Origin of the sequence: Paraburkholderia sp. UYCP14C (assembly GCF_004197395.1) — a bacterium.
Classification (GTDB): Bacteria; Pseudomonadota; Gammaproteobacteria; order Burkholderiales; family Burkholderiaceae; genus Paraburkholderia.
The window spans coordinates 24,604-38,875 of record NZ_SELS01000035.1 but is presented as its reverse complement, the minus strand read 5'-3'; the positions used below and the strand labels follow the sequence as shown (position 1 = coordinate 38,875).

At 65.0% G+C, this 14,272-nt stretch carries 13 protein-coding genes; 5 read left to right on the top strand and 8 right to left on the bottom strand.

Annotated elements, in window-relative coordinates; all coding sequences use genetic code 11:
* Positions 1–7: 7 nt before the first annotated feature.
* Together boxA and EVC45_RS27295 are read left to right on the top strand one after the other, a co-directional pair.
* Positions 8–1,246 (top strand): benzoyl-CoA 2,3-epoxidase subunit BoxA, encoded by a 1,239-nt coding sequence (boxA, locus tag EVC45_RS27300; protein ID WP_129961330.1) that lies wholly within the window; start codon positions 8–10, stop codon positions 1,244–1,246.
* 294 nt (positions 1,247–1,540) lie between these two features.
* The gene (locus tag EVC45_RS27295; RefSeq protein ID WP_129961329.1) at positions 1,541–2,320 is read left to right on the top strand and encodes an amino acid ABC transporter substrate-binding protein; all 780 of its coding nucleotides are present in this window, start codon (positions 1,541–1,543) and stop codon (positions 2,318–2,320) included.
* Positions 2,321–2,447: 127 nt separating this feature from the next.
* On the opposite strand, the gene leuA is transcribed toward EVC45_RS27295, so the two are convergent.
* Positions 2,448–4,154, bottom strand: a complete 1,707-nt coding sequence (leuA, locus tag EVC45_RS27290) for a 2-isopropylmalate synthase (protein ID WP_129961328.1) — start codon at positions 4,152–4,154, stop codon at positions 2,448–2,450.
* Between the two features lie 439 nt (positions 4,155–4,593).
* Here leuA and EVC45_RS27285 point away from each other — a divergent pair, with 439 nt between their 5' ends.
* Positions 4,594–4,935: a hypothetical protein gene (locus tag EVC45_RS27285; protein WP_129961327.1), complete on the top strand. Its 342-nt coding sequence runs from the start codon at positions 4,594–4,596 to the stop codon at positions 4,933–4,935.
* Positions 4,936–5,054: 119 nt separating this feature from the next.
* Here the strand turns inward: EVC45_RS27285 and EVC45_RS27280 are convergent, their stop codons facing one another.
* Complete coding sequence (locus EVC45_RS27280) at positions 5,055–5,714, bottom strand: cadmium resistance transporter (RefSeq protein WP_129961326.1); 660 nt, start codon at positions 5,712–5,714, stop codon at positions 5,055–5,057.
* A 182-nt stretch (positions 5,715–5,896) separates the two neighbouring features.
* On the opposite strand from EVC45_RS27280, the gene EVC45_RS27275 reads away from it, so the two are divergent.
* Positions 5,897–6,340, top strand: coding sequence for a hypothetical protein (locus EVC45_RS27275; RefSeq protein WP_129961325.1), 444 nt, complete (start codon positions 5,897–5,899; stop codon positions 6,338–6,340).
* A 49-nt stretch (positions 6,341–6,389) separates the two neighbouring features.
* Here the strand turns inward: EVC45_RS27275 and EVC45_RS27270 are convergent, their stop codons facing one another.
* Complete coding sequence (locus EVC45_RS27270) at positions 6,390–7,652, bottom strand: DUF3443 domain-containing protein (protein WP_129961324.1); 1,263 nt, start codon at positions 7,650–7,652, stop codon at positions 6,390–6,392.
* A gap of 69 nt (positions 7,653–7,721) precedes the next feature.
* Positions 7,722–8,186 carry a DUF2844 domain-containing protein gene (locus tag EVC45_RS27265; RefSeq protein ID WP_129961323.1) on the bottom strand — a complete coding sequence of 155 codons (465 nt, stop codon included), beginning with the start codon at positions 8,184–8,186 and terminating at the stop codon, positions 7,722–7,724.
* Between the two features lie 478 nt (positions 8,187–8,664).
* Here EVC45_RS27265 and bamC point away from each other — a divergent pair, with 478 nt between their 5' ends.
* The gene (gene bamC / locus EVC45_RS27260) at positions 8,665–9,900 is read left to right on the top strand and encodes an outer membrane protein assembly factor BamC (RefSeq protein WP_129961322.1); all 1,236 of its coding nucleotides are present in this window, start codon (positions 8,665–8,667) and stop codon (positions 9,898–9,900) included.
* A 227-nt stretch (positions 9,901–10,127) separates the two neighbouring features.
* Here bamC and EVC45_RS27255 read toward each other — a convergent pair whose 3' ends face one another.
* The 4 genes from EVC45_RS27255 to EVC45_RS27240 all read right to left on the bottom strand — a co-directional run bounded on the left by EVC45_RS27255 (position 10,128) and on the right by EVC45_RS27240 (position 14,165).
* Positions 10,128–11,054, bottom strand: coding sequence for a DMT family transporter (locus tag EVC45_RS27255; protein WP_129961321.1), 927 nt, complete (start codon positions 11,052–11,054; stop codon positions 10,128–10,130).
* Between the two features lie 293 nt (positions 11,055–11,347).
* Positions 11,348–12,946 carry an L-lactate permease gene (locus EVC45_RS27250; protein ID WP_129961320.1) on the bottom strand — a complete coding sequence of 533 codons (1,599 nt, stop codon included), beginning with the start codon at positions 12,944–12,946 and terminating at the stop codon, positions 11,348–11,350.
* A gap of 296 nt (positions 12,947–13,242) precedes the next feature.
* Positions 13,243–13,710: a hypothetical protein gene (locus tag EVC45_RS27245; protein WP_129961319.1), complete on the bottom strand. Its 468-nt coding sequence runs from the start codon at positions 13,708–13,710 to the stop codon at positions 13,243–13,245.
* Positions 13,711–13,940: 230 nt separating this feature from the next.
* Positions 13,941–14,165, bottom strand: a complete 225-nt coding sequence (locus tag EVC45_RS27240) for a glycine zipper 2TM domain-containing protein (RefSeq protein WP_129961318.1) — start codon at positions 14,163–14,165, stop codon at positions 13,941–13,943.
* Between the last annotated feature and the right edge of the window lie 107 nt (positions 14,166–14,272).

Sequence of the window (14,272 nt, the reverse complement as noted above, 5' to 3'; positions counted from 1 at the left end):
GGTAGTCATGAACGGCGCAGTATCGGTCGAAGTTCTGCGGCAGCATCTGATCGATCCGGAGATCTGCATTCGCTGCAATACCTGCGAAGAGACCTGTCCGATCGATGCGATCACGCACGACGACAACAACTACGTCGTGAAGGCCGATGTGTGTAACGGTTGCATGGCTTGTGTGCCGCCGTGCCCGACCGGCGCGATCGACAATTGGCGCACGGTGCTGAAGGCCGACGCGTATTCGATCGACGAGCAGTTCAAGTGGGACGTGCTGCCGGAGCAGAACACGATGGCGGTGCCGGCTGAAGAAACGGCGGCGGCGTCCGCTGCGGGCGACGGCTCCGCCGAAGCGGACGGCATCGAAGTCGACACCCTGCGCGGCGCGGTCGTGCCGCCGTGGTCGGCCGCGAAGCCTTACGTGAATCTGTACACGCACAAGGCGCCGACCACCGCGACCGTGGTCGGCAACTACCGGCTCACCGACGGCCCGACGTCGAGCGATATCCATCACATCGTGCTCGATTTCGGCTCGATGCCGTTTCCGGTGCTCGAAGGCCAGTCGATCGGCATTCTGCCGCCGGGCGCTGCCGCCGATGGCCGCGTGCATCATGCGCGCCAGTACTCGGTGGCGAGTCCGCGCGATGGCGAGCGGCCCGGCTATAACAACGTGTCGCTGACGGTCAGGCGCGTGTCGCAGCAGCACGGCGACGCGATCGACGGCGTCTGCTCGAACTATCTGTGCGATCTGAAGAAGGGCGACGTGGTCAACGTGATCGGCCCGTTCGGCAGCACCTTCCTGATGCCGAATCACCCGAACTCGCATCTGCTGATGATCTGCACGGGCACCGGTTCCGCGCCGATGCGCGCGATGACCGAGTACCGCCGGCGCAAGCGTCTGAAAGGCGCGACCGGCAAGCTGATGCTGTTCTTCGGCGCGCGCACCAAGGAGGAGCTTCCGTACTTCGGACCGCTGACCAATCTGCCGAAGGATTTCATCGACACGACGCTGGCGTTTTCGCGCACGCCGGGACAGGCGAAGCGCTACGTGCAGGACGCGATGCGCGAACGTTCGGCCGATGTCGCGAACCTGCTGAAGGACGACAACACCTATATCTACGTGTGCGGCCTCAAAGGCATGGAGGACGGAGTGCTGCAGGCGCTCAAGGACATCGGCGAGCAGCATCAGCTCGATTGGGAAGCGTTGTGGGCGAAGCTGAAGCGGGAAGGGCGGCTGCATCTGGAGACTTACTGACGCACTGCACGGCGTACCGAAACGCCAGCCGCACCGAAAGCTCCACGAAAAGGCTCCGCAAAGGCTCGTGAAAGGATGAGCGCTTGCGGGGCCTTTTTGCCTGTGTCATGTTGTCGACGGGCGAACGCAGCGGCTGAGCGGCGCGCGTGAGCGTGCCCACGGGCCCACGCGCGAAGCGCTTTGAATTTCGCGGACGGTTTGCTACAGTCGGCCCACCCAGCCGGCCGCGCACCGGCACCGCTCGCCAGACGCGGCGGTCCGCCACCTGCGCAGCCACCCAGACGGAGCCGTCCGATGAAGCCGATTCGTTCACTCGCGATGATCGCGCTGTTGCAGGCGGCATTGGCGCATCCAGCGAGCGCCGACGATCTCGCGCAGATCAAGGCATCGCGCGTGTTCCGGATCGGCACCGAAGGCACCTACGCACCGTTCACCTATCACGACGACGCGGGCAACTTGACCGGCTTCGACGTCGAGCTCGGCAGCGCGATCGCGCAGCGTCTGGGCGTCAAGCCGCAGTTCATCGAAGCCAGATGGGAAGGGCTGATCGCCGGTCTCGACGTCAATCGCTACGACGCGGTGATCAACGAGATCGCGATCACCGACGAGCGCAAGCTCAAATACGATTACTCGGATCCGTACATCACGTCGCACGCGGTGCTGATCGTCGCGTCGGACAACACGACGATCAAATCCTTCGATGACCTGAACGGCCGCAAGTCGGCCAATACGCTGACCAGCAACGTCGGCAGGATCGCGGCCGCGCACGGCGCGCAGGTGATCCCGGCGCAGGGCTTCGACGAGTCGATCGATCTGCTCGTCACGGGCCGGGTCGACGCGACCGTCAACGATTCATTGTCGTTTCTCGACTACAGGAAGCGCGAGCCCGACGCGAGGATCAAGGTCGTCGCGGTCGATACGTCGCCCAATAGCAGCGACAAGTCGGCCGTGCTGATCCGCAAGGGCAATCCGAAGCTGCGGGCGGCGATCGACGACGCGCTCGCCGGCATCAGAAAAGACGGCACGTACCAGCGGATTTCGCTGAAGTACTTCGGCCGCGACGTGTACCAATGAACCTCGACCGACGCTGCAGCGGATAAATTCACGTAAAAAAGAAGGGGCGTCGAAACGCCCCTTTTTCGTTACTGTCAGCCCGTTGAACGTGCGGTGCGCCACACGTTCAACGCGGCAGACCCTGGACTTACACCGTTGCGTCGCTCAGCGCGACGTCGAAGAAACGCGCCTGCGCATCCGCGTTCACGCGTGCATACGCGCGGTTCACGCCGCTGATCACCGCGCGGATCGACGCGGTGATCAGGTTCGCATCGACACCGACGCCGAACGCGCTGCCCGCCACGTCGGCACCGGCCATTTCGGCGATCGCGATCGCGCGCGCATCGGCGCCCTGCGTGAGCGCGCGTTCCTCGTAGTGCTGGATCCGCACGGGCACGTCGAACGCGTGCATCAGCGCGTCGAGCGGGCCGTTGCCGGCGCCCGTCAGCACGCGCGGCGTGCCGTTGATTTCGACGTTGAGCTTGATGTGCTCGCGGCCGTGATGCTCGGACAGGCTGTGGCTGATATAGCGGACCGGCTCGGCGGTGCGCACGTATTCCTGCTGGAACAGTTCCCAGATCTGCGCGGGCGTGACTTCCTGGCCGCTGTCGTCGGTGAAGCGCTGCACGGCCGAACTGAAATCGACCTGCAGACGGCGCGGCAACACGACGCCGTAGCTCTGCTCGAGCAGATACGCGATGCCACCCTTGCCCGACTGGCTGTTCACGCGAATCACGGAGTCGTAGGTGCGGCCGAGGTCGCTCGGATCGATCGGCATGTACGGCACTTCCCAGATCGCGTCCGGCTTCTGCGCGGCGAAGCCCTTCTTGATCGCGTCCTGGTGCGAGCCCGAGAATGCGGTGAAGACGAGGTCGCCGACATACGGATGACGCGGATGCACCGGCAATTGCGTGCATTCCTCGGCCGTGCGCGCGACTTCGTTGATGTTCGAGAAGTCGAGTTCGGGGTCGACGCCCTGCGTGTACAGATTCAACGCGAGCGTGACGAGGTCGACGTTGCCGGTGCGCTCGCCGTTGCCGAACAGGCAGCCTTCGACACGATCCGCGCCCGCCATCACCGCAAGTTCCGCGGCGGCGACGGCAGTACCGCGGTCGTTATGCGGGTGAACGGAGACGATCAGCGAATCGCGGCGCTTGAGATTGCGGTGCATCCATTCGATCTGGTCCGCGTAGACGTTCGGCGTGGCCATTTCGACGGTGGCCGGCAGATTGACGATCGCCTTGCGCTCGGGCGTCGGTTGCCAGATGTCGAACACCGCGTCGCAGACTTCCTTCGCGAATTCGAGTTCGGTGCCGCTGAACACTTCCGGGCTGTATTGCAGCGTGAAGTGGGTTTCCGGCTGCGCGTCGGCGAGGCGCTTCATCGTGCGCGCGGCCTTCTGCGCGAGTTCGACCACGCCGCTCTTTTCGAGGCCGAACACGATCTTGCGGAATTCCGGCGCGGTCGCGTTGTACAGATGGACGATCGCGCGCGGGGCGCCGCGCAACGATTCGAAGGTGCGCTCGATCAGATCGTCACGGGCCTGCGTGAGCACTTCGATCGTCACGTCATCGGGAATATGGCCGCCCTCGATCAGCTCGCGCACGAAGTTGAAATCGGTCTGCGACGCCGACGGAAACGCGACTTCGATCTCCTTGAAACCGATCTGCACCAGCGTCTTGAACATGCGCATCTTGCGCTCGGCGTTCATCGGCTCGAACAGTGCCTGATTGCCGTCGCGCAGGTCGGTGCTCATCCAGATCGGCGCGTGTGTGATGGTGCGCGACGGCCACTGGCGATCCGTCAAATTGATCGGCTTGAACGAGCGGTACTTGGTAGCGGGGTTTTTCAACATTTTCATCATCCGAGGGAGAGACCGTGGAACGGGTGTCGACCGGACGACGAAAACGCGATACTGGGCCGCCGGTCGGAAACCGGGGCTGGGTCAGTTACTGGGGATTCAAGCGATGCTTCGGTGTATCAGAGAGAAGCGGACGCGCGCAGCAGCAGACCTAGCCCGGTAGAGCGGGCTAGTAGTAGCGATAGGGTGGTCTGGGCGCGGTACATAGTGCGCAATGGGAACATATTATTGAGATTGCGTCAAGGATTCCCGTGGAGCGGCTCAGGGATCTCCTGCGGCAGGACGGGCGGGATTGCGGGCCCACTCGTTGAATCCGGATGCAGCGGCGGTACGTATCAGTCAGGACGGGTGGCGGCTGGCAGGCGGGCGGCTTGCGCTTTCCGTGCGTGGGCGGTCGCGAGGCATCGCTCATTTCACTTTGCAGGAGGCGGATATGGAACAGGTAGCGAATACATCGGGCGTCGCGCGGCTGGTGTTATGCGCGGCGGTTGCAGCGATGGCAGGCGGATTTGCCGTCCCGGCGGGTGCGCAGGGGCTCAGCGCGCAGAACGACATGAATGCGCCGCAGAACAGCACGCGTCTGATGCCGCAGGCGGCGCTTGGCAGCGAGTATCCGACCCACGGCAACCAGCAGGCAGGCGAGCTGAATCTGAATCCGACCGATCCGCGCGCGCAGCTCGTCAACGGCTTGCCGAACAATGCGAGCGCGGGCGGCTACGGCGCACCGCTGGCGGGCGTGCGCACTTACGTGCAGCCGCAGCGGCCGGGGAATTGAGTTTGCCGGGCCGGGAGCGGCAAGAGGAGGCCGCGGCGCTGAGGCGGCATTCGAAGCCGCTGAACACCGCGCGGGATTTTCCTGCTTCCGAGCCGCACTTCGACCAATCGCCGCGCCACTCACATCCCGAACACGAGCGGCAGCGTATCGTTGCTCACGATCACCGATACGCCGATCGTGAGCAGGATCAGCGGCAGCAGCGCCGAACCGTAGCGGCGGATCGGCGCACCGAGCAGCGGATGGTCGACGAGCCATGACGCACCGGCGCACCACAGCCCGATCATCACGATGAACACGAGCGAAATCAGCGCGTTCTGGGCGGCCGTGTGACTCGCGTACAGCGGCACGTAGAGGGCGATGTTGTCCGAGCCGTTGGAGATCGCAATGCCGGCGACGGTCCAGCTCGATGAGCCGCTCTGGGCCGCTAGCGTGGCGGCACGGCGCGCGGCGAGAGGGTTGTCGTGTGCATGACCATGCGCGTCGCCGTCCTCGCTGCCGTTGCGCCGCGCGTGGCCGGGACCGAAGCGCCGCCATGCCTTGTGCAGGCCCACCGTAATTGGCAGGAAGCCGAGCAGGCCCACATAGCCGGGTGGCAGGCGCGTGAGCAAGGCCGCTAGCACGAGCGCCACGGCGACGAGGATCAGCGATCCCGCGTACTGACCCACGACGACGCGGCGGCGTTGCGCGCCCGTTTCGGTCAGAAACCCGAGCAGCACGAACAGGTTGTCCATGTTGGTCGCGGTGTAGGCGGCGATCGCGAGCAGGATGAGGCTGAGCATGAAGAAGGCGAGGTCGTTACCTTGAGGAAAGCGGCTTGGGTTTGGCGGCGCGCCTAGGCCAACCGCGCAGCCGATCGACACGATGCCGATGCGCCGCGCCCAGGTCAAGCGGCAGGTGGCCGCGCCGCCGGGCAGCGGGGTCGTAAGCTACAATGACCGACGCCTGGAACAACGGAACATCGATGAAGATTCGCCTTCTCTCTATCGCCTGTATCGCGAGCGCCGCGGCGCTGCTGGCGGCCTGCACGATCGTCAACCGCAACTCGAGCGCCTGCGAGCAATTGATGCGCAGCAAGCTGGCCGAGGCGTCGTCGGGAATGTCGTCGGGTACGCTGCGGGTCTCGCATCGCGGCGCCGCGATTCACGGCTCGCGCGTCGTGGTGGAGGGGTCGATCGAGCACGTAGTGAGCGCGTCCGCAGTGGCAGCTTCCGCGCCGCTCGCGGCATCGGCACCGAATGCGGCGTCGGACGTCAAGGTGGCCCCGAAGCCGGTCGAGCCGAAGAAGGTCAGCACGCCGGCCGCCGCCGAGTGCACGTTCCATGGCGAAGAGCTGAACGTGTTCCGCTGGCTCGCGCCGGCGAAGCTGGCCACGCCGGCTCCGCAACCGGCTAGCGCGGCGGGCTGAGTTCGCACCCGCGCGCCGCGCCCTCACCGCGCATCCAACCCGGGCAACCTCAGAACGCGTAGTACGGCCCCTGGCCGGCCGACGTATTGCGCGCCGCAATCGCCGTGTAAATGCGTTTGCCGTAAAAGAACGGCAAGCCCCAGCCGAAGCCCTGACTCGAATCGCCCGCGAGGTTGTCGAACGCATTGTTCGACGACGCGAACAGCGTATTCGAATCGCCGACGTCGAACGACACCGTGCTCGACACGCCATCGATGCCGGTCAGCGACGCGTTCGCCGATTGCGTCGAAGTCGGGCAGTACCACTCACCGCACAACGGGAACTGCGTCGAATGGAAGAACAGGCCATTCGAGCCGCTGTCGAGATAGCTCACCGCATAGGTTTGGCCGCCCGTGCTCGTCGTCACGTAGCCGGTCACCGAGTTCGCCTTCAGCACGTTCGTGCTAGTCAGCGTGTTGTTCGACTGGGTGCCGATGCCGAAGATCAGCGAACCCGACACGCTGGCCGCGCCCGCATCGGCGACGGCCGGCAGGTCGATCACGACGCCGTTGTTGTCGAGCGGGAAGCTGCTGACCGGGTTGGTGACCTGGTGCGCGAGCGGCTGCGCGGTCGCGGTGCAGCCGCTCGTCGTGCAGCTGTAATACCAGCGCGGCAATGCGGAGTTCGAGCAGCCGTTGCCGCAGTCCACCGGAAACAGACCCACGCCGAGGATCCCGTTCGAGTGCAGGCTCGACACCGTCAGCAGCGACGCGCCCGAGTTCGCGCAGTCGGCGGGGGCGGCGGGCAGCGCGCTGTCGGCGATCACCTGGATCGGAATCGATGATGCCTGTTGGCCAGCCATGCGCACGTCCGCGTTGCGGATCGAGCCCCACGCGTAGCCGCTGCCGAATACCGCGCATTCGGCGCTCGCGCCGCTGCCCGCGGCGATGGTCGGCAGAGACAGTGTCGTCGGCAGCGCCGAGGCGAGGATGCGCAGGCCGTTCGAGCCGGTGTCGACCTGGATGTCGTCGATCGTCGCGCAGTTGCTGGTGCCGGCCTGGCAGACGGTGACGCTCGTCGTCAGCATGTTGCGCGTATTGCCGGGCGATACGCTGACCGTGACCGGCTGCACGTTGGGCGTGGTCGATTGCGGCACGGTCGCGCTCGTGTTCGACGCGCCGCTGGGACCGGTCGGCGAGGTCGGCGTGCTCGCGGACGGCGTCGAGCCCGAGCCGGACGAACTGGACGAGGAACTGCCGCCTCCGCCGCCGCAGCCGACGAGGGCCGCGCAGACGATCAGAAGCAGGGCATGGAAACGCAGGGCGGATTTCATGGCGTGGCGGTCCGTCGGGTGGAACTCAGGCAAGAAGGGTGCGCGAGCGACGCGTGCGGGGCGCACGCGTCACTGAATGTCGTCGGCGGTGACGCCGGCGGGCAAAGCCGCCGGCAGCCACGCGCGTCCGACGTAGCCACGCATCGGTCCGCCGGACTCGACGATCACGTCGGAGCGCGTGACGCGCGACGCATGCAGGTTGCCGCTGCCGCCCGCCGCGGCGGCGCCTGTCTTGTACGAGTCGCCGTATTTGCCGAGCAGCGCGTGCAGATCCGGCATCGTCGGGCCTTGCCATGCGTAGGCGACGATCAGACCGGTGCTGGTCGCGTATTCGCTGATGGTCGTATTGCCGGCATCGGTCCACGTGCGCTCGCGCAGTGCGCCATTGAGCAGCGTGCGAGGCGCGCTCGCGCCCGACGTCGGTTGGCTCGGCATCGTGCCGCCCAATTCGGCATGCGCGCCGAAGCTCGCGCAGCATGCGACGACGGCGATCGCGGACGCGATAGCGGATGGATTGAAACAGGACTTGGACATGAGGCCTTCCTCGTTTGGCGCCGGATTTTTTATTGAGATAACGCGATTAACGTAGCACCGGTTTTTTCAGTTCTTTGCACACCGCGGCGGCCAGGAACGCCCGCGAGGTTGAAAAAATGAGCCGCATGCAGGCCGGAAACCCTTATTCGACAGGCCTCCGACGAAAAGATAGGAGCACTCCCGAGGTCAATCCGAAAGTGTCATTGAGTGTGAAATTTACCTCATCAGCAGGTAAATAGGAGGGAGGGGCGAGGACATTTTTCCAGTTGTCGCTTCGTCGCCATCGCATGCGACTCACCGTGGCGATCATCGTGCGGGCACCGGACCTTTGCGCTCCATCTGCCGCTGCCGGGATGCCCTTTTCCACCGGGCGATTCGCGGGCAAACCCCAGTTTTTGCACACGTCTCGCCGGGACCGGTAAAATGTTGGGTTGATCCACGGAAACTTGCCGTGGCGTTGCGGAAGGATTCCCCGAACATGATTGATTTTCGTCTCACCAAGCGGTTTGCAGTAATGCTCATGGCAGGCGGGCTGGTGGCCTGCGGCACCTCGTCGCCGACCAAAATCGACTATAGGAGCGACTCCCGTTCGAAGCAGGCATCGCTTGCCGTACCGCCGAACATGATCGACGAGACGGCCGATCAGCGCTCGCTGCCGCCGCAGGGCGGCGAAACTTCGCTGTCCACGCTCAAACAGGTGCAGGCGCAGGCGCCGGCCGGCGACGCGGTCGCGGTCGTGCCGGCAGTGCAGGGCATCCATATCCAGCGCGACGGCACGGAAAGCTGGCTCGTGCTCGACAACAAAACGCCTGATCAGGCCTGGCCGCAAATCCGCCGCTTCTGGCAGGAGCAGGGTTTCCTGCTCGTCGTCGACCAGCGCGACAAGGGCGTGATGGAAACCGACTGGAACGAAACCCACGCGCAGATCAACGACGGCTTCATCCGCAACACGCTGTCGAAGGCAATGGGCAACAGCTACGTGGCCTCGGAGCGCAACAAGTTCCGCACCCGTCTCGAAGCGGCGCCGAACGGCGGCACCTACGTGTTCGTCAGCCAGAAAGGCATGCGTGAGGCGATCACCGGCACCAACAACGAGTCGACCCAGTGGCAACCGAAGCCGAACGACCCGGCACTTGAGCAGGAATATCTGAAGCGCCTGATGGCGTCGCTCGCGCGGGCCGATTCGGGTACCACCGCGGCTGGCACGCAGAACGCCGAACTGTCGCCTGCGGGCACGCAGACCGCGCCGAACGCGGCGACGGCGGGCGCGAAGTCGGCAACGGCCGCCGTGGCCGCGCAGAACGTCGTGCTCTCGGCCCAGCCGCCGATGCCGGACGCGGATTCGGCGAACAACAACACGTCGGCGCAGCTCTCGTCGACCGAACTCACGCTCGGCGAGCCGTATGACCGTGCGTGGCTGCGCGTGGGCCTCGCGCTCGATCGCAGCAATTTCACGGTCGACGACCGCGACGTGAGCCGTGGCCTGTATTTCGTGCGCTATGTCGATCCGAAGGATATGTCGTCGGCCGAGCAGGGCTTCTGGAGCCAGGTCTTCCACGGCCGGAAGGAGAAGGTCGCCAAGCAGTATCGCGTGAACGTGCGCGCGGTGACGCCGAACCAGACGCGCGTGGCCGTGGTCGACGACAAGGGGCAGCTCGACGAAAGCTCGCAGGCCAAGCAGATCATGAGCCTGATGGTCGACCAGCTGCACTGATACCCGAGCCTCGCGGCCTACGCCGCCGGTAAGACGAAACCGCCCGGAGAAATCCGGGCGGTTTTTTTTCGACCAGGCATTTCGACGCGCGAGGTGTGCCGATCTGAGCCAGAGTGACGCGACGTGATCGCGGTGACGTCACTCTCCCCGGGTTTCCTCGATCCGCATCCCAGCGCGTTGCGCGCGCTATCCGCGACCGCGCGCGGCTGCGAACTGTCTCCGTGCACTCAGGTATCCGCGCGCCGCGTCCCCATCCACGGCAAGCGCTTGACCACGCCGGTCGCCAGCGCGGTGCCGACCAGGATCACCGCGCAGCCTTCGAGCATGCCGGGCGACACCGTCTCGCCGAGAAACAACGCGCCCCACAGGATGCCGAAGATCGGAATCACGAAGGTCACCGTGATCGCACGCGTCGGCCCGGCGACCGCGATCAGATGGAAGAACAGCATGTACGCGACGCCGGTACAGGCGACGCCGAGCGCGATCACCGCGCTCCACGCGCGCAGCGAGATCGGCGCGGCGGGCCAGTAGATCACCGCGAGCGGCAGCAGCACGATCGTCGCGCCGATCATCGTGCCGGTCGCGACGGTCAGCGCGTCGACGCCGGTCAGGTGACGCTTCGTGTAGTTGGCGGCGATGCCATAGAGCAGCGTGGCGCCGAGCGCCGCGCCGGCCGCGAGCGCGACGGTCAGCGGCGAGATGGCCGAGCCGGCCGGCGTCGCGATCTGATCCCACACGAGCATCAGCACGCCGAGAAAGCCGACCACGAGACCGAGCGTGCGCAGCCCGCTGAGCCGGTCGCCCAGCCAAATGAAGCCGACCAGCGCGCCCCACAGCGGCGCGCACGCATTGATCACCGACGTGACGCCCGCCGACAGCGTCAGCTCGGCATACGCGAACAGGCAGAACGGTGCCGCCGAGTTGAGGATGCCGACCACCAGCAGCGGCAGCGCGCGCGTGCGCAACACGGTGGCGGATTGTTGCAGCGGTCGTCGCGCGATCAGCACGATCGCGAGAAAGAGGGCGCCGATGCCGACACGCAGCGCCATCAGCGGCGCAACGCCGAAGTCGGTCACGCCGACGCGGATGAACAGGAACGACGCGCCCCACAGGGCGGCGAGAATCAGCAGTTGCAACAGGTTTCTGGCTTTCATTGGAATGGCGCCGGGCGCGGTTGAGTCGGGACGCCAGCACATCGTAGCAGTGCGATCGCGCGAATCGTTTCAGAGTGGAATGAAACGGCAAGATCCGGGAGACGGCCGCGTCCGGTGATGTCGATCGTAAGTGTTGCGGGCGACGCGTGCCAAACGAGCAATTCTCACCGTTATGTGAGAAAAATTGCGATTCGTCGGGGCGTTGCTGAGGACGGGATTGTAAAGGGCGCCCGCCGTAAGCGGGCGCCCTTACCAAACGATGTGAATTGCATTACGCCGCTAGCGGCACGACTTCAATGCGGAATCATCCACTGCAGGAAGTTCTGCTGCGCCCAGACGAGCAGGCCGAGCAGCACCGTCAGCAGAATCGAATGCTTGAAGGTCCTGGCGAACACGACGCCTTCCTTGCCCTTCAACTCGGTGGTCGCGACGCCGGTCGAAATATTCTGCGGCGAGATCATCTTGCCCATCACGCCGCCCGACGAGTTGGTCGCCGCCATCAGCACCGGATTCAGATTGAGCTGGTTGGCCGCGACCACCTGCAGATTGCCGAACAGCGCATTGCCCGACGTATCGCTGCCCGACAGGAACACCGCGACCCAGCCGAGGAACGCCGACACGAGCGGAAACAGCGGCCCGACCGACGCCACTCCGAGACCGAGCGTATAGGTGAGTCCCGAGTAGTTCATCAGATAGGCGAGGCCGACGATCGTCGCGACGGTCAGAATCGCGATGCGCGTCTGCACCCAGGTATCGCCGATCGCCTTGCCGAATTCAGCCGGGGAGAGCCGCACGACGAACGCGGTGATGAGCGCCGCGACGAGGATCGCGGTGCCGGTCGCGAGCGGCTGGAAGTCCCAGATCGCGGCGTACGGCGTGTTGTACAGCGTGATGAACACGGCCTTGTCGAGACCCGGCCACGACACCTTGATGTCGCCGATCGTGAAGATCTTCGCGACAGTCCAGATGATCACGACGACCGACACGATGATCCACGGATACCAGCCCTGCACCCCGCCGATCTTGCCGCGCACTTCATTGATGCGGTCGACGTTGACCGCGAATTTCGGATCGACGGCGGGCTTCCAGACGCGCAGGAACGCGACGGTGAGGATCAGCGAAACCAGCGAAGACAGCACGTCGGTCAGGCTGTAGTTCACGAAGTTCGAGACGACGAACTGGGTCAGCGCGAAGCTCAGACCCGACACCAGCAGCACCGGCCAGACGCGCAGCATGTTACGAAAGCCCGCGTACACGCCGATCACATAGAAGGGCAGCAGGACCGCAAAGAAAGGCAATTGCCGCCCGACCATTTTCGCGAGCAAGTCGGACGGCAGATGGGTGACCGCGCCGAGCACCGTGATCGGCACGCCGAGCGCACCGAACGCGACCGGCGCGGTGTTGAAGATCAGCGTGAAGGTCAGCGCTTCGAGCGTCGGAAAGCCGAGCATGATCAGCAGCGAACTCGTGATCGCAACCGGCGTGCCGAATCCGGAGATGCCCTCGAGCAGTGCACCGAACGAAAATCCGACCACGACGAGCACGATGCGCCGGTCGTTCGGCAGGTTGTCGATCATCCACAGGCGGAAGGCCGCGAAGCGCCCCGAGCGCTGCGCGATGTTGTACAGCAGGATCGCGGTGAACACGATCCACATGACCGGCCAGCACGCGAACACGGCGCCGGCCGCGACCGAGTTGAACGCGAGCCCGACCGGAAACTGCCAGACGAAAACCGCCACGATCAAACCGATGATCAGTCCCGCGAGCGATGCTTGCCACGCGGGCCTGCGCGCCCAGCCGAGCAGCGCGAGCACGGCGATGATCGGTAGCGCGGCGACGATGAAAGACGGAAAAAGCGAATTGCCGACCGGAGTGAGTAGTTGGTGAAACATCACGTCTCCTTCGTTGTTGTGTAATTCGACGCGGGGGAATGCGCGTGACGGCGCGTCGCTGTGACACGGCGGACGCTCGCAAGTGGTCTCGACGAAGCGGCGTCGCCTGATTTAAGCGGGTGCTGCATGAAGCCTTCCAAGCATAGAGCGCCATATTGGCGCGTCAAGCCGGGAAAGTACGGGCGCAGTATGCGCGGTGGCAGCCGATAGGCGCAGGAAAAACGACTGATGAAGATACGCGCGCACCGGTAGCCGAAGTGCCGGCGCGAGCACGCTTCACGACGAGAGAGGGCGGGTCAATGCCAGTGGCCGCCCCAATGGCCACCCCAATAGCCGCCGACGCCGATCGCGATCGACGGTCCGTAGTAGGCGGGATAGCCGTAATAAGCGGGGTAAGGATAGGCCGGCGGCGGATAGTAGGCCGGATAAACCGGCGGCGCCGCATATGCGGGCGGGGGAGCTACGTAAGCGGGCGGCACGTTCTGCGGCACGACCTGCATTTGCGCCTGAGCTTGAGGCTGCTGCTGTGGATCGGTCGCCGGCGCGGATTGGTTCGCTGTGGTCGCCGGTGCGGTCGAGTAGTACGCCGGGTAATAGCCGGCGGGATAGTAGCCGGCGGGGTAATAGCAGCCCGCTAAAAAGAGACTGGAAGCGAGCGCGGAAATCGTGGCGGCGGGCCGAGCGAAGCGCGCGGAAAAACGGGACGAATCGCGTGGCGTCGACAGGCGCACCGCGCGAAGATGGCTGACGACGCGGGACTCCATGGCACGCTCCTCGATGAACCGATGGCGCTTCGCGCGACATCGTGATGAGGAGCTTACGCTCTTGCCGCGGCAGCGCTGTGGCAAAACAGCAACCGCATATTTCAGTCTGTTTCCACGCGCGTGGTCGACGCGAGGGCGCGGCATGCACGGCCCTGCGCACCCTGGGTCGCGGTCGGAAAATATCGTTCGTCATCCTGTCTGAACGCCTGGGCGCTCATCGGCCGCAACGCTCACTTGCCGACCTGATTGCCGATCACGCCGCCTACCGCAGCACCGCCCAGCGTCGACAAAGCGCTGCCGCCGATCGCCGCGCCGGCCGCGCCGCCGACGCCGGCGCCGATTGCGGTATCGCGTGTGCGTGGGGACATACCGTCGCATGCTGCGAGACCTGCGACGAGCGAAATGGCGACTGCGACCGTGCCCAGACGGGCACTGAATTGACGGATCGATTTCATGATGCTGCCTCCGTTCGTTGTTGGAAACGATTGTTTCCATCCCTCAGCACGCAGCGTGCCTGCTCGACGAAACGAAAAAAGCCCGCCATGCCGGCGGGCTTCGATAC